The sequence below is a fragment of the Enorma timonensis genome (assembly GCF_000321165.1).
In the GTDB taxonomy this organism is placed as follows: domain Bacteria; phylum Actinomycetota; class Coriobacteriia; order Coriobacteriales; family Coriobacteriaceae; genus Enorma.
The window spans coordinates 1-20,399 of record NZ_CAPF01000054.1 but is presented as its reverse complement, the minus strand read 5'-3'; the positions used below and the strand labels follow the sequence as shown (position 1 = coordinate 20,399).

At 67.1% G+C, this 20,399-nt stretch carries 17 protein-coding genes, 2 tRNA genes and 1 pseudogene; 19 read left to right on the top strand and 1 reads right to left on the bottom strand.

The annotated features are described in order from the left end of the window. The 3 genes and pseudogenes from BN423_RS06470 to typA all read left to right on the top strand — a co-directional run. A pseudogene (locus BN423_RS06470) lies at positions 1-345 on the top strand (J domain-containing protein); the annotation flags it as partial. A gap of 142 nt (positions 346-487) precedes the next feature. After that, positions 488-964: a hypothetical protein gene (locus BN423_RS06465; RefSeq protein WP_019239445.1), complete on the top strand. Its 477-nt coding sequence runs from the start codon at positions 488-490 to the stop codon at positions 962-964. Positions 965-1,196: 232 nt separating this feature from the next. Then, positions 1,197-3,035: a translational GTPase TypA gene (gene typA, locus BN423_RS06460; protein WP_019239444.1), complete on the top strand. Its 1,839-nt coding sequence runs from the start codon at positions 1,197-1,199 to the stop codon at positions 3,033-3,035. 130 nt (positions 3,036-3,165) lie between these two features. Here typA and BN423_RS06455 read toward each other — a convergent pair whose 3' ends face one another. Further along, complete coding sequence (locus BN423_RS06455) at positions 3,166-4,068, bottom strand: trimeric intracellular cation channel family protein (RefSeq protein WP_019239443.1); 903 nt, start codon at positions 4,066-4,068, stop codon at positions 3,166-3,168. A 136-nt stretch (positions 4,069-4,204) separates the two neighbouring features. Between BN423_RS06455 and BN423_RS06450 the strand changes: the two genes are divergently transcribed. The 16 genes from BN423_RS06450 to BN423_RS06370 all read left to right on the top strand — a co-directional run bounded on the left by BN423_RS06450 (position 4,205) and on the right by BN423_RS06370 (position 20,202). Then, positions 4,205-4,295: transfer RNA gene (locus BN423_RS06450), tRNA-Ser, on the top strand. A gap of 51 nt (positions 4,296-4,346) precedes the next feature. Then, positions 4,347-4,439: transfer RNA gene (locus BN423_RS06445), tRNA-Ser, on the top strand. Positions 4,440-4,898: 459 nt separating this feature from the next. Beyond that, positions 4,899-5,192: a 30S ribosomal protein S6 gene (gene rpsF / locus BN423_RS06440; protein WP_019239442.1), complete on the top strand. Its 294-nt coding sequence runs from the start codon at positions 4,899-4,901 to the stop codon at positions 5,190-5,192. Positions 5,193-5,273: 81 nt separating this feature from the next. After that, complete coding sequence (locus BN423_RS06435; RefSeq protein WP_019239441.1) at positions 5,274-5,738, top strand: single-stranded DNA-binding protein; 465 nt, start codon at positions 5,274-5,276, stop codon at positions 5,736-5,738. Between the two features lie 64 nt (positions 5,739-5,802). Continuing rightward, on the top strand, positions 5,803-6,069 hold the full coding sequence (gene rpsR, locus BN423_RS06430) for a 30S ribosomal protein S18 (protein WP_019239440.1): 267 nt from the start codon (positions 5,803-5,805) through the stop codon (positions 6,067-6,069). 45 nt (positions 6,070-6,114) lie between these two features. Next, the gene (locus tag BN423_RS06425; RefSeq protein WP_019239439.1) at positions 6,115-7,107 is read left to right on the top strand and encodes a YybS family protein; all 993 of its coding nucleotides are present in this window, start codon (positions 6,115-6,117) and stop codon (positions 7,105-7,107) included. 39 nt (positions 7,108-7,146) lie between these two features. Next, the gene (gene rplI, locus BN423_RS06420) at positions 7,147-7,707 is read left to right on the top strand and encodes a 50S ribosomal protein L9 (RefSeq protein ID WP_019239438.1); all 561 of its coding nucleotides are present in this window, start codon (positions 7,147-7,149) and stop codon (positions 7,705-7,707) included. Between the two features lie 670 nt (positions 7,708-8,377). Then, complete coding sequence (gene dnaB, locus BN423_RS06410) at positions 8,378-9,763, top strand: replicative DNA helicase (protein ID WP_019239436.1); 1,386 nt, start codon at positions 8,378-8,380, stop codon at positions 9,761-9,763. A gap of 208 nt (positions 9,764-9,971) precedes the next feature. Beyond that, complete coding sequence (locus BN423_RS06405; RefSeq protein ID WP_019239435.1) at positions 9,972-11,258, top strand: adenylosuccinate synthase; 1,287 nt, start codon at positions 9,972-9,974, stop codon at positions 11,256-11,258. Between the two features lie 55 nt (positions 11,259-11,313). Next, complete coding sequence (locus BN423_RS06400; RefSeq protein WP_019239434.1) at positions 11,314-12,231, top strand: DegV family protein; 918 nt, start codon at positions 11,314-11,316, stop codon at positions 12,229-12,231. A 63-nt stretch (positions 12,232-12,294) separates the two neighbouring features. Continuing rightward, complete coding sequence (gene purD, locus BN423_RS06395) at positions 12,295-13,599, top strand: phosphoribosylamine--glycine ligase (protein ID WP_019239433.1); 1,305 nt, start codon at positions 12,295-12,297, stop codon at positions 13,597-13,599. Between the two features lie 24 nt (positions 13,600-13,623). Continuing rightward, positions 13,624-15,024 (top strand): Mur ligase family protein, encoded by a 1,401-nt coding sequence (locus tag BN423_RS06390; protein WP_019239432.1) that lies wholly within the window; start codon positions 13,624-13,626, stop codon positions 15,022-15,024. Further along, on the top strand, positions 15,014-15,757 hold the full coding sequence (locus BN423_RS06385) for a hypothetical protein (RefSeq protein WP_019239431.1): 744 nt from the start codon (positions 15,014-15,016) through the stop codon (positions 15,755-15,757). The genes BN423_RS06390 and BN423_RS06385 overlap by 11 nt, the downstream gene beginning before the upstream one ends. Positions 15,758-15,974: 217 nt before the next feature. Beyond that, a complete protein-coding gene (locus BN423_RS06380) occupies positions 15,975-17,492 on the top strand; it encodes an MATE family efflux transporter (protein ID WP_019239430.1) in 1,518 nt (505 codons plus the stop codon). A gap of 512 nt (positions 17,493-18,004) precedes the next feature. Further along, positions 18,005-19,408 carry a MurT ligase domain-containing protein gene (locus tag BN423_RS06375; RefSeq protein WP_019239429.1) on the top strand — a complete coding sequence of 468 codons (1,404 nt, stop codon included), beginning with the start codon at positions 18,005-18,007 and terminating at the stop codon, positions 19,406-19,408. Continuing rightward, positions 19,405-20,202, top strand: coding sequence for a hypothetical protein (locus BN423_RS06370; RefSeq protein WP_019239428.1), 798 nt, complete (start codon positions 19,405-19,407; stop codon positions 20,200-20,202). The genes BN423_RS06375 and BN423_RS06370 overlap by 4 nt, the downstream gene beginning before the upstream one ends. The last annotated feature ends 197 nt before the right edge of the window (positions 20,203-20,399 follow it).

The window sequence follows — 20,399 nt, the reverse complement described above, 5'->3', positions numbered from 1 at the left end:
CCAGGGAGCTCGCCGGAGGCCATCCGCTTCGAGGCGGAGGCGCGGGCGCACGCGGCCGAGACGGCCCGGCTCGCGGTGGTGGCGCAGCTGCGCACGCTCGTCGAGCGCCGGCGCGCCATGGCGGGCATGGCGGTCGTCGCCGCGGCGGTGACGCTGCTCTTCTCCCGCGCCCGCGGGACGCTCGGCATGCTCGCGGTCTCGGTGGCATCCATGCTCACGGTGTGGGGCATCGTGGACGTGGTCATGCTGTCCGGCCAGGTGTCGGTGCTGCGGAAGCGCAACGCGGAGCTCGTGCGCCTGCGCGATGCGGCGCGGCGTGTGGCGCAGGAGGCCGCGCGGCTCTAGGGCAGGCCCCAGCGTCACAGCAGCCCGGCACGACGCGCGGGGTTTGCAGGCCGCCGGCGCTGCGGCGCCGCGATTCGCCGTTTCAAGGCCGTTTCGATATACTCGCTTCAGACGAAGGCGATGGGGGCGATTGACGATGCCTATGGATTCTCACGATGCGCGGGATGCGGCCACGGGGGCGGTCTCGCCCGAACTCGACGCGATGGTCTGCGATGTGATCGGCTACATGCTCGACGAGCTCGCGGAGGGGCGCGACCCCGGCGTGCTCGCATGCGCCGAGGACGCCGGCCAGGGGCGCATCGAGGCGGCGTTCGCCGAGGACGGCATGGATGCCTGCCTCGAGGCGGCGCAGGCGCTCATCAAGGAGAACGCGCGCGGCAACCGCGACGAGGGGCTCGGCCACATCGAGCGCTACGCCATCGCGTACGCGGGCGCCGTCCGCCTGGAGAGCTGCTACCAGGATGCCGTGCTCGTGAGCTTCTATGAGCGCGGCCTTGTGGACGAGGAAGGCGCTCCGGTGGGCTATTCGGCCTATGTTGCCTACGAGAACGCCGGCGCCGGCGATGAATTTGTATGGAGCGACCCCGCGCCCGCGGGAGAAGAGCCGCCGCTCATCTAGAAATCGTTTACAATTTCTAACGTTTGCGCTAGGAGATGCTCCGAGCTCGGCGCCCTGTCGTCCATCAGCCCATAAGCTTCTCGCCGCGCATTCCACTTGCATCATGTTCGAGCATGTCGGTTCGGGAACCGCCCCGTCTGCGCGCGACTTGTGAGCGCAGCGAATGGAGCGCGCAGACGGGGCGGTTCCCGAACCGGCTTTTACGGTAGAACCAGAGCCAAGGAGCTGCACTATGCGCGTCGAGAATCTGAGAAACATCGCCATCATCGCCCACGTCGACCACGGCAAGACCACGCTCGTGGACAAGCTGCTGCGCGCGACGGACGCCTTCCGCGCGAACCAGCAGGTCGAGGACCGCGTGCTGGACTCCAACGACCAGGAGCGCGAGCGTGGCATCACCATCCTCGCCAAGAACTGCTCGATCGAGTACAAGGGCGTCAAGATTAACATCATCGACACCCCCGGCCACGCCGACTTCGGCGGCGAGGTGGAGCGCGTGCTCAAGATGGCCGACGGGGCGCTGCTGCTCGTGGACGCCTTCGAGGGCCCCATGCCGCAGACGCGCTTCGTGCTGCGCCACGCCATCGACACCGGCCTCAAGATCATGATCGTGCTCAACAAGATCGACCGCCCGGGCGCCGACCCCGACCGCGCCTACAACGACTGCCTCGACCTTATGGCCGACCTCGGCGCCACCGACGAGCAGCTCGACTTCGCCATGGAGCACGTGGTGTACGCGAGCGCGGTGAACGGCTACGCGCGCCTCGACCCGGCGGCCGACGGCGACGACATGTACCCGCTGCTCGACATGATCATCCACGAGATGCCCGCGCCCGAGGTCGACGAGACCGCGCCGCTCGCCATGCAGTGCATGACCATCGACCACTCGAGCTACGTGGGTCGCATCGGCATCGGCCGCGTGTTCTCGGGCACCATCCACGACGGCGACCAGATCCTCGTGGTGAAGAACGACGGTTCGAGCTCCACCGCCACGGTGAAGCAGCTCTACACCTTCGACTACCTCGGCCGCACCGAGTGCACCGAGGTGCAGGCGGGCGACATCGCCGCCGTGGTGGGCATCGACCGCACGGACATCGGCGACGTGTACACCGACCCGGAGCACCCCGTGCACCTCGATCCCATCGAGATCGACCCGCCCACGCTCTCCGTCGTGTTCGAGGCCTCGACCTCGCCGCTCGTCGGCCGCGACGGCGACATCGTGGGCGCGCGCCAGCTCAAGGAGCGCCTGGAGCGCGAGGGCGAGAACAACGTGACCATGCGCATCGAGGAGCTCGAGGACAAGAGCGGCGTGGAGGTTTCCGGCCGCGGCATCCTGCACCTCTCCGTGCTCATGGAGACCATGCGCCGCGAGGGCTACGAGTTCCAGGTGGGCCGCCCGCGCGTGCTCATCAAGACCGACGAGCACGGCAACAAGCTCGAGCCCGTCGAGCAGGCCGTGGTGGAGTGCCCGGATGAGTACTCCGGCAAGGTCATCGAGGTCTTCGGCAACGCTGGCGGCACCATGGTGAGCATGCACGCGGGCAGCACCGTCACGCACCTGGAGTTCCGCATCCCCACGCGCGGCGTCATGGGCCTCAAGAACCGCATCCTGAACGTCTCCCACGGCGAGGCCGTGTTCTACCACACGTTCCTGGAGTACGGCCCCTATGCGGGCGAGCTCGGCGGTCGCAACAACGGCGCCATGATCTCCATGACCACCGAGAAGGCCGTGGCCTACGCGCTCGGCACGCTGCAGGAGCGCGGCCAGCTCTTCGTGGAGCCGGGCACCGAGTGCTATGAGGGCATGATCGTGGGCGAGCGCAGCAAGCCGGGCGACATGGTGGTGAACGTGGCGCGCACGAAGAACCTGGGCAACCAGCGCTCCTCCACCGCCGACATCGCCGTGCAGCTCACGCCGCCGCGCACATTCACGCTCGAGGAGGCGCTCGAGTACATCACCGACGACGAGCTCGTCGAGGTCACGCCGAAGAACATCCGCCTGCGCAAGCGCATCCTGAACGCGACCGACCGCAAGAAGGCGGCCGTGCGCGCGGGCCTCGTGAAAAAGTAGGACACGGGAACAGAGGCGGCGCGGCCGGCGCGCTGCCGTATGCGATAGGGGATGGGCGCTCCACGGGGCGCTCGTCCCTTTTTTTGTTGAGCTGAGGCTGGGCTCGAGCGCGGGCAGGTCTCGCGGGCGGCTACACGTCGATGCGGCGCTGGGCGCGCTTGCGGCGGCTGCGGGCGATGCGGGAGAGCGCCTCGCTGCGGCGCTCCTGCTCGCGGCGCTCCTCGATGTCGGCGAGGGTGCGCTCGCGCCGCTCGGCGAGCGCGTCGGGCGAGCGGCCCGTGCTGCCGCGCCGTGCGGGGGCGCCTCCGCCCTCGGCCGAGCGCCGGCGCCGCGGCACCACGCGGGCGAGGTTGACCTCGGTGGGGGTCTGGATGTTGTAGTGGAGCGACGCCCAGCGCAGCACCATGGCGACGGCGGTGCCGGCCACAAGGGCGATCATGCTGTTCACGCCGAGCGCCTCGACGAGCAGGATGTAGGCGCCGGCGCCGGCGATGGCGCAGATGGCGTAGAAGTTGCTGCGTTGGAAGATGCCTGGGGTCTCCGCGAGGCAGATGTCGCGGAGCATCCCGCCGCCGACGGCCGTGAAGAAGCCCATCATGATGCAGACCGTGGGCTCGAAACCGTAGGCGTGCGCCTTGTCCGCGCCCAGCACGGCGTAGAGGCCCACGGCGAAGATGTCGAGCACCGCGATGAGGCGGTTCTGGTTCTCGATGATCATGGGGAAGACGAACACCACCGTCGCGGCGATGAGCGCGACGGGGATGGCGAGCGGCTGCTTCAGGATGTAGACGTCGCCCACCTGCAGGATGATGTCGCGCAGCAGGCCGCCGCCGAGGCCCACGAGCAGGGCGAGCCACAGCGCGCCCACGTAATCGAGCTTGTGCTGGCGCGCCGAGAGCACGCCCGTGGTCGCGGATACCACGACGACGAACATCTCGATGCCGATGGGGATGGTCGCCGGCTGGGCGAGCGAGCCGCCCGCGCTGGAGGCGGCGGCGATGACGGGGAGCTGTGTGGCGAGCGCTTCGGGCATCTGCGATCCTTTCCAGGGGCGGTGCGGGGCACCGCGCACCAGTATGACAGGGGCCGCGCCATCGCTGCCACATGTGCACATAAAATAGACGTTTGCAATATGGGGGAGATACGGTACAATTTCGTGTGCTAACAACGGAGAGTTGTCCGAGTGGCCGAAGGAGCACGATTGGAAATCGTGTAGGCGTCAAAAGCGTCTCCAGGGTTCAAATCCCTGACTCTCCGCCAGTTGCTTTCCCCGGCGCGCCCTCACCCTGGGCGCGCCGATGCACCCCATGCGGAGGGGTGGCAGAGTGGTTGAATGCGGCGGTCTCGAAAACCGTTTATCCGGTAACCCCGGGTACGAGGGTTCGAATCCCTCCTCCTCCGCCAGCAGATCGTGAAGCCCGTTGCCCGTGCGGCAGCGGGCTTTTTTGCATTTCGGGCGGCTTGCGGCGCCGCGGGGGCGCGCCCTCGTGGAATCGGCGTGGTGATTTCGCTCGAGTGGGCCTTACTGGTATGGCCGGTTGCGCGCGATGCGTCGCGTGCCATCTGGGCGGACGCGGGCGTGCCAGATCGGGGGCAAGGTTCCTGCCAGGCCCGTGCAAGGTTCGCTGGGAAATCTGTCGGGATGGCATGAGATGCTTGCGGTGCATGGAAGGGGCGCGGGGAGCCGCTCCCGCCCGGCGCAGCCCGAGGGGGAGGCGCGACCTGCGGGCATTTGTGAAACTCATGAGGTGGTAGCTGCGCCTTCTTGAGATTCGCCGGGCAAGCGGCTATAGTAGCTGAGTCCTTTCCTGCTTCGGGCGCACCTTCACGACCCGAAGCCGTTTGTCCAGAGGAGGTGACCACATGAAGGCCTATGAACTGCTGTTCTTCGTCAACCCTTCCCTCGACCCCGAGACCCGTCTCGCGGTGATGAAGCGTATCGACAACACGATCGCCGAGGCGAACGGCAAGGTTGACAACGTTGAGGAGTGGGGCAAGCGCAAGCTCGCTTACGAGATCAACAACCTCACCGAAGGTGACTACACCCTCATCAACTTCCATGCAGATTCCGCGTCGATCGCCGAGCTCGATCGCGTTCTCCGCATCACCGATGCGGTGGAGCGCCACATGATCGTCCGTCGTGACGACAAGGAGTAGATCCGTATGGAAGGGGCGCGCCACCATGCGGACGGCCTGGCCGCCGCGCGCGTCCCGAAACATGAGAGGTAGTGAGCACGTATGAGCATCAACCGAGTGAATATCTCCGGCAACCTCACCCGAGACCCGGAACTGCGCATGACGAGCGGCGGCACGCAGGTGCTCTCGTTCGGCGTGGCGGTGAACGACCGTCGCCGCAACCCGCAGACCGGCGAATGGGAGGATTACCCCAACTTCGTGGACTGCACCATGTTCGGCGCGCGCGCGGAGGCGGTGAGCCGCTACCTCAGCAAGGGATCCAAGGTCGCCATCGAGGGCAAGCTGCGCTACAGCTCGTGGGAGCGCGACGGCCAGCGTCGCAGCAAGCTCGAGGTCATCGTCGATGAGATCGAGTTCATGAGCCGCTCCAACCAGGGTGACGGCGGGTATGCCCACGCGCCCCAGCAGGCTTCCCATGGCTACGCGCCGCAGCCCCAGCCCCGACCCCAGGCTCCCGTCCAGACCCCGCCGGCAGCGGATTTCTTCGATCAGGATATCCCGTTCTAGGCGGGCTGGCTTGCACGAACGCACGGAGGCGTGAGCCCCCGTGTCACACGAAAGGTATTTTGACATGGCTAATGATTACTCAGCACGTCAGCCGCGTCGTAAGTACTGCCAGTTCTGCAAGGAGAACACCGAGTACATCGATTACAAGGATACTCAGCTTCTCCGTAAGTACATGACCGACCGCGGCAAGATCAAGCCGCGTCGCGTCACTGGCGCTTGCACGCAACACCAGCATGACATCGCGAACGCCATCAAGCGCGCTCGCGAGATGGCGCTTCTGCCGTATGCGGTTCCCGTGGTTTCCTCCCGCGGCGGCCGCAACCGCGACTAGCAGCCGGCTCTTCGCTTCATGATGACACCCGGCGAGCGACATGACGTGACGGGAACCGACCTGGTTCCGGCCGCCACCCGCCCCGACGGTTCCCGCTCGGGACTGCTCTGGTACGTGGGCGTGGCCGCTTCCGTCGCCATCATGGCGCGCTACCCCATGCTCGGGCTTCCGTGCCTGGCGATGGGGCTGCGGACGCAGGCGGAGCGCTTCGGGCTCAAGGGCTTCGGATGCTCCATCGGCATCGCGTGCGGCGTGCTCGCCGCCTGGTGCCTCGCGTTCGGGCTCGAGAGCATGGTGTACGCCGCCACCCTCACGGGGGTGTGCATCGCCGTTTCCGGCCTCATGTGGAAGCGGCGGGCGAGCGTCCTCGCCATCTCGCTCGTGGTTGTGGCCTGCGCCGCCGTGTCGATGGGAATCGACGCGGTGTCGCTTGCCCGCGCGGGCTACGGGCTCGCCGAGGCGATGTGCGCGATGCTCGCGGAAGCGGCGCGCGCATATACGGGAGGCGGGATCGAGGCCGAGCTCACGCTCACGGCCCTCGAGCCCGTGTTCGAGAGCATCTGGCCGATCGTCTACGTCACCACGGCGCTCGTGAACGTCGGGGCGGCGGGCTTGGGCTCGATGCTGGGCGGCATCTCGCCCGTGCGGCCGGGATCGCGCCCGTCCCCTGCGGATGCGCGCGGGCACATCCCGCAGCCCTCCTCGTTCGACGCGCCCCTGTGGGCGGTGGGGCTCCTCGTCCTCGCGGTGCTCGGCATCGCGGCGTCGACGCTCTCGTTCCCCTCTGCGGGGATCGTCCGGACGGCCTCGTGGACGCTGCTCCTGAGCGTGAGGTACATCTTCACGATCCAGGGGCTCGCCGTCGTCCTCGCGCTTCTCGCGCGCTGGCGCACCGGGTGCTTCCTGCGCGTGGTCGTCATCATGTTCGCGATCTCGCTCGAGACGATGTTCGTCTTGAGCATCATCGGCCTCGTCGACGTGTGGGCCAATTTCCGCAAGCTACCGCGGGATGGCGCGCACGCAGGGGCCCAAGCGTAAATGTGCGCCGCTCCGGCGGCGTGTAGGTTAGGAGATCTCATGAAAGTCATTCTTCTTGGTGAGATCAAGGGCAAGGGTGGCGAGGGCGACATCGTCGATGTCGCTCAGGGCTATGCCGAGAACTACCTCTTCCCGAAGAAGCTCGCCGTTGCGGCGACGAAGGGCGAGCTGAAGCAGCTCGAGCAGCGCCGCAACAACATCGCGAAGCGCGAGGAGAAGCGCCTCGCCGATGCCAACGCGCTCAAGGCGGCGCTCGATGGCCAGCAGGTCACCGTCGACGTCAAGGTGGGCGACGAGGGCATCCTGTTCGGCTCGGTGACCGCCGCCATGGTCGCCGACGCCATCAAGGCCCAGCTCGGCATCGACATCGACCGCAAGCGCGTGGAGCTCGGCAAGCCCATCAAGGTTGCCGGCGCCCACACCGTGCCCGTCTCGCTGTACCGCGACATCCGCGCTGAGGTCGTCGTGCTCGTCGGCGTGACCGCGGAGGAGGCGGCCGAGGAGGCTGCTGAGGAGATCGTCGAGGAGGCCGCCGAGGCGGTTGCCGCCGAGGAGATCATCGAGGAAGTCGTCGAGGAGGCCGTCGAGGCCGCTGAGTAGCGCTTCCGCCCATCTCATCGCATTGAGTGAAGGCCCGTGCCCTCGGGGGTGCGGGCCTTCTTCATGTAAAAATACCCCAGGGGTAATTTGACGTGTAAAAATACCCCTGGGGTGTTTTTACATCTGCCGGGGGCGTGGGGGAGAGCGATGCGCGGCGCGCGAGGCGGTGCAAAGTTAAAGCTCATCTTGAAAGTTATGCTTGACAAATCGAGTGCTGAAGAAATCCACAGGTAGCATGTGGAGTACGTGAAAAACCGTCCCCGTCGGGCGCGCCAAAGCCGTCGCGATGAGCTCCCTGAGCGCATGATGCATAGCCCCGTTTTCCTGCGCAATGAATAAGATAGGAGCAAATACCTGCGGTTTCACGAAATGCACAAATCTATATATCAAGAATACTGGTAAAAGAATCATGCAAAATGAATAGTACCAGTTAAGGCGTGGTGGTGTGGAAAACGAGTACCAGCGGCGGCTTCACATTGTGGAAAGTGTGGAAAACTCCCGTTTACGCAGAAGCGCGGCGCGCGGTTATGAACAGGCGCCTGTGGAAAGAAATTGACCTGCTGCGACCCCTAATCTGGGCATCCTCCGCACGTGGATGCACTAAGATGATGCTCCCAGAGCAAAGTCCCCGCATCCGGCCGGGGCAGGTCGGCGAATGAAAGGAACGCGCGTGACGCCGAACGATTTCGTCCCCGAAGCCATCGATCGCGGTGCGCGCCAGGGCCTTCCCAATAACTCCGAGGCGGAGGCGAACGTCCTCTCCGCCATGCTCCTGTCGCCCGACGTGGTGGACGACGCCATCTCCGAGCTCCGCATCGACGACTTCTATCGTCCCGCGCACCGCGAGCTCTTCAACGTGATGGTCTCCATGAACGAGCGCGGCATCCCCATCGACTCCATCTCGGTGGTGGACCACCTCGCGTCCGAGAACAAGCTCGCCGCCGTGGGCGGGGAGGCCTACATCCTGGAGCTCGTGGGCAACACGATCCCCCTGGCGAACTGGGAGCACCATGCCGAGATCGTCCGGCGCGACTCCCTGCTGCGCGAGCTCATCAAGGCCTCCGACCAGATCAGCCGGCTCGCCTACGACGCCCCGCTCGACGCGAAGGAAGCGGTCGAGCAGGCCGAGGGGCTCATCCTCAAGATCACCGACCGCGAGGTCTCGAACGCCTACCGCACGCTCACCGACTTCATGATCGAGGCCTACGACGAGGCGGCTGAGGTCGCGGCGGCCGGTGGCCAGGCGCACGGCGTCGCCACGGGCTACCCGAGCCTCGACCGCCTGCTGCTGGGCCTGCGCGAGGGCCAGCTCGTCATCCTGGGCGCGCGCCCGGCGGTCGGTAAGACCTCCTTCGCGCTCAACCTCGCGCTCAACGCCGCGGCCGACGGCTACACGGTGGGCTTCTTCTCGCTCGAGATGTCGGGCAAGGAAATCGCCCAGCGCCTCATCTGCGCGCATGCCATGGTTTCCATCTCCGATTTCCGCACCGGCCGCATCGAGCCGGCGCAGTGGGCGAACATCACCGAGGCCACCCAGGAGCTCGCCAAGCTCGACATCCTCATCGACGACACCCCCGGCACCACGGTGACGGAGATTCGCGCGAAGGCGCGCCGCATGCTCCACAACAAGGAGAAGTCGCTCATCATCCTGGACTACCTGCAGCTCGTGAGCCCGCCGGCCGGCCGCCGCGCCGAGAACCGCTCCGTCGAGGTGTCGGAGATGAGCCGCGCCCTCAAGATCTTGGCGAAGGAGCTCGGCGTGCCGGTCATCGCGCTCTCGCAGCTCAGCCGTGCCGTGGAGAGCCGTACCGGCAAGCGCCCGCAGCTCTCCGACCTGCGCGAATCGGGCTCGATTGAGCAGGACGCCGACATCGTGCTCTTCCTCGACCGCTCCTCCGACGAGCAGGAGGCCTCGCGCGACGACCGGCCGGATCTGGGCGTGACGCGCGTGATCGTGGCGAAGAACCGCTCCGGCCCGGTGGGCGACGTGGACCTGGCCTTCGTGCCCGCGTCGACGAAGTTCTACGAGCTCGACGGGATCCACGGGGAAGGGTAGCGCACCGGCAGGGCGTTCCGCGGATCGCCTGCGCGACGCCCGCCGCCCGCCGGCTATGGCAGCCGCCCCGTCACCCGCTATGTATCATTCGCGATCGGGGCGTGGCCGTCGCGCGATGCGGATATAATGGAACCTGTTGTGTTGTGCGCCCGGTGCGCCGGGTACGGGGAGCTCGTTTGGGGGCCTCCCTGCGTGTGAGGAGTAGTTCATGGGCTCGACAGTGCTGGTGGGAACCCAGTGGGGCGACGAGGGCAAGGGCAAGATCTGTGACCTGATCGCCCGCGACTTCGATTGCGTCGTGCGCTACCAGGGCGGCAACAATGCCGGCCATACCATCGTGGTGGGCGACCGCACCTACGGCCTGCACCAGGTGCCCTCGGGCATCATGTACCCGGAGTGCATCTCGGTCATCGGCAACGGCTGCGTGGTGAACCCCAAGGTCCTGCTCGAGGAGATCGACATGTTCGAGGCGGACGGCATCTCCACCGCCAACCTCAAGGTGTCCGGCAACGCGCACATCATCATGCCGTACCACATGGACCTGGACGGCGCCTTCGAGCAGCTGCTCGGCGACCACAATATCGGCACCACGAAGCGCGGCATCGGCCCCTGCTACCAGGACAAGATGGCGCGCATCGGCCTGCGCATGCAGGACATGCTCGACGAGGGCGTGTTCCGCGAGAAGCTCGCCCGCGCGCTCGACCGCGTGAACCCGCAGCTCGAGAAGATCTTCGGCATGCCCACCTACACCGTGGAGCAGATCTGCGCCGAGTACCTTCCCATGGCGGAGCGCCTGCGCCCCTACATCTGCGAGAGCTCGCGCATGCTCAACGACCTCATCGACGAGGGCAAGTCCATCCTGTTCGAGGGCGCGCAGGCCACGCTCCTCGACATCGACCACGGCACGTACCCCTACGTCACGTCCTCCAACTGCACTGCCGGCGGCGCCGTGACCGGCTCCGGCGTGGGCATGAAGCACATCGACCGCGTGCTGGGCATCATGAAGGCCTACATCACACGCGTGGGGTCCGGCCCCATGCCCACGGAGCTCGACTACACCCAGGGCCCGGGTAAGGAGCTCACCGAGGGCGGCCACGAGTACGGCGTCACGACCGGTCGCCGTCGCCGCTGCGGCTGGTTCGACGGCCCCATCGCCAACTACGCCGCGCGCGTGAACGGCCTCACGCACATCGCACTTACCAAGCTCGACGTGCTCTCGGCGTTCGACACCATCCCCGTGTGCGTGGCCTACGACTGCGACGGCGAGCGCTACACCACCGTGCCCGAGCATGAGTGTGCGTTCGCGAGCGCCGTGCCCGTGTACGAGGAGCTGCCGGGCTGGAAGTGCGACATCTCCGCGTGCCGCACGTTCGAGGAGCTGCCGAAGAACGCACAGGACTACGTGGCGCGGCTCGAGGAGCTCGCCCACACGCCCATCGCGTTCGTCTCGGTGGGCCCCGACCGCGAGCAGACCATCAACCGCTCGTGGCACTAGGCGTCCCGCCGCGCGCCGCGGGTCGAGCGAAGGATACGCGTTCCAAGGAGTGAGCATGAGCAAGTTCGCCATCGTGTTGGATAGCGCCGCCGACCTCCCGGCGAGCCTCGTGGAGAAGTACGACCTGCACGTCGTGCCGCTCCATGTGACGTTCGGGACGACGGAGTACTCCGACGGCGTGGACATCCAGATCGGCGAGTTCCTGGACCGGCTCGAGACCGTCTCGGAGCTGCCCATCACCTCGCAGCCCGCGCCGGCCGACTTCATCAACGTCTACAACGCGCTCGCCGACGAGGGCTACACCGAGATCCTCTCGATCCACCTCTCCGCGGCGCTCTCCGGAACCTACGAGTGCGCGCGCACCGTGGCCGCCGCAGTGGCCGAGGAGCGCGGCATCCGCATCGAGGCGATCGACTCGCGCTCGGCGACGGTGGGCCAGGGCGCGATGGTGCTTGAGGCGGCGTGCATCGCGCAGGCCGGTGGCACCATGGACGAGGCCATCGAGCGCGTGAAGAACGTGCGCCGCACGCACAAGATCTACTTCATCCCCGATTCCCTCACCAACCTCGTGAAGGGCGGTCGCGCGAGCAAGTTCCAGGGGCTCGCGACCTCGGTGCTCAACCTGAAGATCGTCGTGTCGCTCACCGAGACGGGTGCCATCGAGGTGCTCCACAAGGCGAAGGGCATGAAGAACGCCGTGAACTACATCGTGAAGCTCATGGCGGAGCGCACGCGCGAGGTCGGCCCCTCGGTGTACTACAAGCTGCACACCAAGGCGTACAAGGCGCTCGAATACATGGACCGCGCGCTCGAGACGGTCGACGCGCCGGTGCGCTTCCTCACGGTGGCGACGATCGGCCCCACGATCGCGACGCACGTGGGCCTGCACGCCGTGGGGCTCTTCACCTACCCCGAGGAGTACCACAACCCCGAGCTCGACGACATCGCCGAGTACCTGACCCCAGAATTCTGATGCATGAGGACGGGCACCCTACGAAGCGGTGCCCGTTTCTGTCGCGCTCGCTAAGGAGGAACCATGACCGAGACCACCCAGACCATCGACATCCTGCTCTTGGGGGGCGGCGGCCGTGAGCACGCGCTCGCGATGAAGCTCGCCGAATCGCCGCGCTGCGGGACGCTCTACATCGCGCCGGGCAACGGCGGCACCGCCCAGGTGGGCGAGAACGTGGCGATCGCCGAGGACGACCCGCAGGCCGTGGCGGACTTCGCGCGCGGCGCGGGCGTGGGCCTCGTGGTCGTGGGGCCGGAGGCGCCGCTCGTGGCGGGCGTCGCGGACGCGGTGCGCGCGGCGGGCATCCCCTGCTTCGGCCCGGGGGCCGCGGGCGCGCAGATGGAGGGCTCGAAGAAGTTCTCCAAGGAGCTCATGGAGCGCGCGGGCATCCCCACGGCGGCGTACGGCTCGTTCACCGACGAGGAGTCCGCGCTCGCGTACGTGCGCGCGCAGGGGGCGCCCATCGTCGTGAAGGCCGACGGCCTCGCGGCGGGCAAGGGCGTCATCGTGGCGGAGACCCTCGAGGAGGCCGAGGAAGCGGTGCGCGAGTGCTTCTCGGGCGCGTTCGGCGCGGCCGGCTCGACGGTGGTCGTGGAGGAGTGCCTCACCGGCCCGGAGTGCTCGCTGCTGGCGTTCACCGACGGCAAGACCGTGCGCCCCATGGCGACGGCGCAGGACCACAAGCGCGCGCTCGAGGGCGATATGGGCCCCAACACGGGCGGCATGGGCGTCTACAGCCCCGTGCCCATCGTGACCGAGGACGAGCTCGCGGCGATGAAGCAGGTCATGGTCGACGCCGTGGCCGAGCTCGCGGCCGAGGGCATCGACTACCGCGGCTGCCTGTACGGCGGCTTCATGCTCACGCCGGAGGGGCCGAAGGTGCTCGAGTTCAACGCGCGCTTCGGCGACCCGGAGACGCAGGTCATCCTGCCGCGCCTCGAGAACGACCTGGTGGACGTCATGCTCGCGTGCGCGGAGCAGCGCCTGGACGAGGTCGAGCTCGCGTGGCGCGACGCGTGGGCGGTGGCCGTGGTGCTCACGAGCGCCGGCTACCCGGGCAGCTACGAGAAGGGCAAGGTCATCACCGGGATCGAGGATGCCGAGGCCATGGACGGCGTGACCGTCTACCATGCGGGCACGGCGGTGCGCGAGGACGGCGAGCTCGTGACGAGCGGCGGCCGCGTGCTCGCGGTGACGGCGCTGGGCGAGACGTTCGAGGCCGCCCGGAACCTTGCGTACGAGGCGTGCGAGAAGATCGACTTCGAGGGCAAGACGCTCCGCCACGATATCGGCCTGCGCGCGCTGCGCGGCCGCGAGGCCTGGGCGTAACCGGGCGCTAGAAAGGACGTGCGCATGAGCCGAATGCGCTTCTACCCGGCCCTGTGGGCCTCGAAGGCCACTGCGCTCGCGCTGAAGGCCGCGGGCCGTACCGGCGGCCAGCTCCCGGGCGTGGTGGCCCATGCCATCGACCCGATGTTCCTCGACGATATCGAGAAGCCGGGGCGCGTGGTCTTCCTGTCCGGCACGAACGGCAAGACCACCACGACGAACGTGCTCTCGGATATCCTGCTCGACAACGGCATCCAGCACGTGTCGAACCGCTCGGGTGCGAACATCGTGAACGGCGTCGAGACCACGCTGCTCAAGAACGCCACGCTCACCGGCAGGCAGCGCGTCCCGTTCGCGGTCATGGAGCTCGACGAGGTGTCGTACCGCACGGTCATGCCGTATGTGGCGCCGGACATCTCGGTGGTGACGAACCTCTACGGCGACACGTTCACGCGCAGCGCCGACCCGGCCTACGTCTTCGACATCATGACGAAGTACACCCAGGCCTCGTCCAAGCTCGTGCTCAACGCCGACGACCTCATCAGCTGCCGCATCGCGCCGCAGGCGAGCGACCGCGTCTACTTCTCGATCGCCCACCTTCCGGAGGACACGCCGGGGCCGCAGGGGATCGTCTGCGACCTCACGGCCTGCCCCGAGTGCGGCGGCAAGCTCGAATACGACTGGTGCCACCTGCGCCACCTGGGCCATGCGCACTGCACGCGCTGCGGCTTCACGAACCCCGAGGCCGACTACGTGGTGACGGCCATCGACCACGAGGCCAAGACGTTCACCGTGCAGGAGCGCCGCGCGGCGGGCGCACCGGAGTACCGCTACCCCTTCAGCCTGTACTCCGTCGCGAACATCTACAACCTGCTCACCGTCGTCGTGACGGCCCGCGAGCTGGGGCTCTCGCCCGAGCAGATCGCGGCGTCGCTCGGCCGCGTGAGCCTGCCCTCGGAGCGCTTCGTGGAGCGCACGGCGGGCGGCAAGCGCGTCGTGACCATCGCGGCGAAGGGCGAGAACGCGACGGCGAACTCCGTGGCGTTCGATACGATCCGCAAGGAGCCGGGCACCAAGGCGGTGTTCATCGTCATCTCGGACGCGCATATGGCCGAGGTCCCCGAGGACACGGAGTACACCGGCTGGTACTGGCAGGCGGACTTCGAGTACCTGAACGACCCGGACATCAAGCAAATCGTGCTCTACGGCTGCACGGCGGACGACATCAAGCTCCGTCTGCTCATGGCCGGTATCGACCCGGGCATCATCGAGATCGTGGACGACCCCTCGAAGATCGCCGACGCCATCGACATCGAACATGTGGACGGCGCGTACATCGCACACTGCGTGACCGATGTCGAGATCGCGCACGAGACGGCGGACAAGCTGATCGACCGGATCCGGGAGGTGCGCGATGCGCGATAACACGGCGATCGAGATCTTGTTTCCGGAATACGGCAACCAGGGCGGCGACAACGGCAACGCGATGATCCTGCGCGAGAGCCTGCCCGAGGCGACGTTCATCGAGACGCCCTACGGCGCCACGCCGTACTTCGCGGACCATGAGCCGTCGCTCATCATGATGAACAGCATGCCCGAGATGCAGCAGGAAAACGCCATCAAGGCGCTCATGCCGCACAAGGCGCGCCTCCAGGGGCTCATCGACGCGGGCACGCCCGTGCTCTTCACGGGCATCGCGGGCGAGGTGCTCGCGCGCTCGATCGCGAACCCCGACGGCTCGACCGTCGAGGGGCTGGGCATCCTCGACGCGACGGTGGAGCGCCGGGAGCCGCAGCGCTTCCGCGACGTGAACCTCGGCGTGTTCGACCCCGGCGACGGCAGCGCGCCCATCGAGCTCGTGGGCTACAAGATCCAGTTCACGCAGGTGCGCGGCGACAACAGCCGGGACTATTTCTGCCAGAACGAGATCGGGTTCGGCCTGAACGATGGCACGAAGCTCGAGGGTTTCCGCGTGAAGAACCTCATGGTCACGTGGATGCTCGGGCCCCTGCTGCCGCTCAACCCGGATTTCACGGCGTGGCTGCTGCGCCTCGTGACCGGCGAGGAGGTGCGCCCGGCCTTCGAGGAGGCGTCGCGCGCGTCCTACGAGCGCCGGCTCACGGAGTTCCGCATCCCCGGCGTCGGCATGCACGTGTAGGGAGGCCGGCGCGCCGCGCGCAGGGCTGCACTGGGCGAGATCGAGGGTCGTCGCATTTGCCGTGGCGACCCTCGTTTTGTCGCGATGGCGCCATCCTGTGTATACGCGGTGCGGTTGGCGAGGTCGCGCTCGAGATGCGCTAGACTTCTCGCTTTAGTGTAATGGGGCGCACCCTTCGGGGACGCGCCCGACCTTGTGTGAGCCGGAAGGCGAGCTGATGACTCAGAACACGCGGGAACAGGCCGGGGCGCGCTGTGGGCGCGGCGCGATGGCCGGGGATGGCGCGCGGCATGCCGCGACGGCGGCGCCGACCGTGCCGACCACGTCGCAGGATACCCCGGCGCTTGAGCGCTCCCTGGGCACGAAGCCCGTGCTCCCGCTCTTCTTGCGCTACGCCTCCGTGTCGCTTCTGGGCGTGATCGCGCAGATCGCCATGGTCGTGTCCGAGGGCATCGTGGTGGGCAACGGCATCGGCGGGCACGGGCTCGCCTGCATGAGCATCGTCATGACCTTCGAGATCGTGAACCTCTCGTTTGGCAGCTCGTTCGGCCAGGGCGTGTCCACGGTGTGCGGCAAGCTGCTCGGCGCGGGCGACGTCGAGGGCGCGCGGCGGGCGTTCGGCCAGGGCTTCTGGTTCACGTTCCTCACGGCGCTCGCGGTGGCCACGGTGTTCTTCATCTTCACGCCGGTCATCGTCCCGCACATCGGTGCGACGCCGGACATCCTCGATGACACGATCGTCGCGGTGCGCATCTTCATGGTGGGCTACCCCTTCTGCATCACGGGACAGATGCTCTGCCAGATGCTCCGCCAGGACGAGCGCCCGGGGCTCGCGAGCGCGATCCAGACGGCGGGCTCGGTCGTCGCGGCGACGTGGCTCGTGGTGTCGGTCTTCGTGCTCAAGCTCGGCGTGGCGGGCGCGGCGGCGTACTACGCCATCTCGACGGGGCTGTGGTTTTTGGCGATCATCCCGTTCCTCAAGCGCCCCGCCCAGGCGAGGGGCGACGGCCAGAAGCGCGACCGCGGCCTCCTCGCGCTCCATGAGGGCGGCGTGTTCTCCATCAGGCTGAGCGACATCGCCGTGCGGCCGCGCCTCATGCGCGAGGTATGCGCGTACGGCTGCCCCATCTTCCTCGTGCAGATCTCGAGCGCGATCTATGTCGCGTTCATGAACGGTACGCTCGGCGCCGGCGGCGATTCGGAGGGCGTTGCGTCGTTCGCGGTCATCAACAGCTACTTCATGTACACGCTGAACATCGTGTGCATGGCGCTGGCCTACGCGCTCCAGCCCATCGCGGCGTACAACTGCGGGGCGGGCCATCGCAAGCGGCTCGCGCAGCTCATGGTGGACGCCCTGGTGGTCGAGGTCGTGTGCATCGGGATCCTCTCCACGCTCACGTCCCTAGCGGCGCCGGCGCTCTGCCTGGTGTTCTCGGGTGGCAGCCCAGGCCTCGCGGAGATGAGCGCGGGCCACGTGCGGATCGTGCTCATGCTCTGCGCGCTCGGCTTCTCGAGCCAGATCCTGAGCGCGTACTTCGAGAGCGTGGGAAGCACCGCCCGCGCCGTGGTCTTCGGCGTCATGCGCTACGTGGTGTTCGCCGTCCCGCTCATCGCGCTCATCCATGCGACGGCCGGGGCCGACTACATCTGGTGGGCGCTGCCCATCGCCGACGGCCTCACGTTCATTCCCGTGGTCATCGTCGCCGCGCTGGAGGCGTACCGCCTGATGGGTTGATTGGGGACGTGTTCCAACCAACCCATTTTTTGCGTCGATGGGTTGATCGGGGACGGGTTCCAACCAACCCATTTTGGCGCCGGATTCCCAAATTGGGCGAAACGAGCGGTTTATAGGGGGTGGGCTGAGTAGCTGGCGAAGTCGTAACCTCACTGCCTGCGGTTTCTCCAGTCCGCAACCCCTCGCTACTTCCGGGGGTACCCATAAAGCGCTCGTTTCGCGCCATCTGGGTTCGCGAACCATCCGCTGTGCGAAAAAAGTCGCCCGATGCCGAAGCGCCAAGCGGCCCGAGGGGCCTTAGCGCTCTGGAAAATGGGTTGGTTGGAACACGTCCCCAACCAACCCATTCGGCCGGGTGATTAAGCCTTTCTGCTGAGAGCGTGGAAATTGCTCTGCGCGGGAGGGTATGCCGTATTCTAAAACCTTACATACGCTGCGCGTTCCCCAACGGGGAACCGCGTCCTCGCCCCTGGCTGCGCACCGGGTGGCGGAGCATGAGAAGGGAGTGCCGGATGTCCAAGCCCCTGCGGTTCCACCTTGCCCTGTGGGCGTCCAAGGCGACCGCGTTCGCGCTGAGGGTCGCGCATCGATCCGGTGGTCAGCTTCCCGGCGTCGTGGCGCTGCGCCTCTGCCCCGATTTCCTCTCGTACGTGGGCGTGCCCGCGCATACGGTGTTCGTGACGGGCACGAACGGCAAGACCACCACGACGAACCTCATAGCTGACCTGCTCGGCGCCTGCGGCAAGCAGCCGCTCATCAACCGCGCCGGCGGCAACGTGACGGCGGGCATCGCGAGCACCCTGCTCAAGGATGCCACGATCGGTGGCCGGGCACGACGCGACTACGCCGTGCTCGAGCTCGACGAGCGCTGCGCCAAGCAGGTGTTCTCCCATATCACGCCCGAGCTCATCGTGGTGACGAACCTCTACCGCGATACCTTCACGCGCAACGCGCACGTGGGCTATGTGGCCGACATCCTCTCCAAGAGCCTGCCCGCAGCGTCGAAGCTCGCGCTCAACGCCAATGACCTCATCAGCGGGCGCCTGGCGCCCCAGTGCGGGCAGCGCGTCTACTTCGCCCTCGACGAGCTGCCGGGCGATACCCGCGCGCCCGAGGGCATCGTCAACGACCTCAACGCTTGCCCCGTTTGCGGGGGTCGTCTCGTCTACGACTACTGCCACCTGGGCCATGTGGGGCGCGTTCGGTGCGCGTCCTGCGGTCTCGAGAACCCCCCGGCGGCATACGAGGCGGTCGACGTGGACCCGGAGGCGCAGCTCATCACGGTGCGCGAGAACGCTGTGCCCGGCACGCCGAGCATGCGCTACCACTTCAGCGCCGGTTCGGTGAGCGACCTGTACAACCTGCTCTCCGCCATCACCGCGGCGCGCGAGCTGGGTCTTTCCGCTCAGGAGATCGCGTCGGCGCTCGAAGGGGGCGTGGGCGTCGTGGCATCGCGCTACAGCGAGGTCGTCGCCGGCGGCAAGCGGCTCGTGCGCATCGCATCCAAGGGCGAGAACGGCATGGCCTGCTCGCGCGGGTTCGCCAACATCCGCCGCGAGCCGGGCAGCAAGGCCGTCGTGCTCATGCTCGAAGACTACTACATGGCGAAGGACCCGACATCGACGGAGTTCATCGGCTGGTTCTACGAGACCGATTTCGAGTATCTCGCCGACCCGAGCATCGCGCAGGTGGTCATCACCGGCGTGCGTTCGGAGGACATGATGCTGCGGGCGCTGCTCGCGGGCATCGATCCGGCCAAGATCGCCCGGGCGAAGGACGGCATCGAGGCCGCCCAGGTGGTGGACTGGCAGCACGTGGACGCGGTGTACTATTCCCATGCCATCCATAACGAGCATGTGGCCGAAGAGAGCCGCAACCATCTCGCCCGGCTCATCGAGGGTAAGGAGGCCGCATGATGGCGCGCCCGGTGATCGAGAGCCTGTTCCCTGAGTTCTGCAACCAGGGCGGCGACAACGGCAACATGATGTACCTGCGCGCGAGCTTGCCCGAGGCCGAGGTCATCGAGACCGGCTTCACGGATGAGCCGGCGTTCGCCACGCGCGACGTCGACTTCATCTACCTGGGCTACATGACCGAGGAAGAGCAGGAACTCGTAGCGGCGAAGCTCATGCCGCTGCGCGATCGGCTTATCGAGCTCGCGAATGCCGGCTGCACCATGCTCTTTACGGGCAACGCGGCGGAGCTCTTAGGCGAGGGGATCGCCATGGCGGACGGCCATGTGGTGCAGGGGCTGCGGCTGTTCGATTTCACCTGCGCGCAGGACCTTTCCGACCGCATCGTCGAGGTGTTCCTCGGGCGCTTCGAGGAGGAGCGGGACGCACCCGCGCAGGCGTCCGACGAGGAGAGCGCTGCCGCCCAGGGGGCCCTCGAGATCGTGGGCTACAAGATACAGTTCACCCGCGCGCGGACAGGTGACGGCACGGCGGCGTTCGCCGGCGCGTTGCCGTTCTGCACGGCCGAGGTGGGTTTCGGCCTGAACCGGGAGAGCCGCCTCGAGGGCTTTAGGTACAAGAACCTCTTCGCTACCTGGCTGTGCGGCCCGCTGCTGCCCCTGAACCCGCTATTCACCGAATACCTTATGGCACGCATGGGGCGTCGCTCCGAGGCGGCTTTCCGCAGTGAGGCCCTGGAGGCATACGCCAAGCGGCTCGAGGAGTTCCGGACGCCGGGCATCAAGATGCCCATCTAGCCGCGTATCGCGCATTTGCCCGGTAGGGCATGCGTCTGCAGCGCGCTTCTACGGACACCGGAAACCCAAACGGCGCGAAACGAGCGGTTTGTAGGCACCCTCGGAAGTAGCAAGGGGTTGCGCGCCAACGGAACCGCAGGTAGCGAGCTCGCTCCTTCGCCGGATACTTGGCGTACCCCCTATAAACCGCTCGTTTC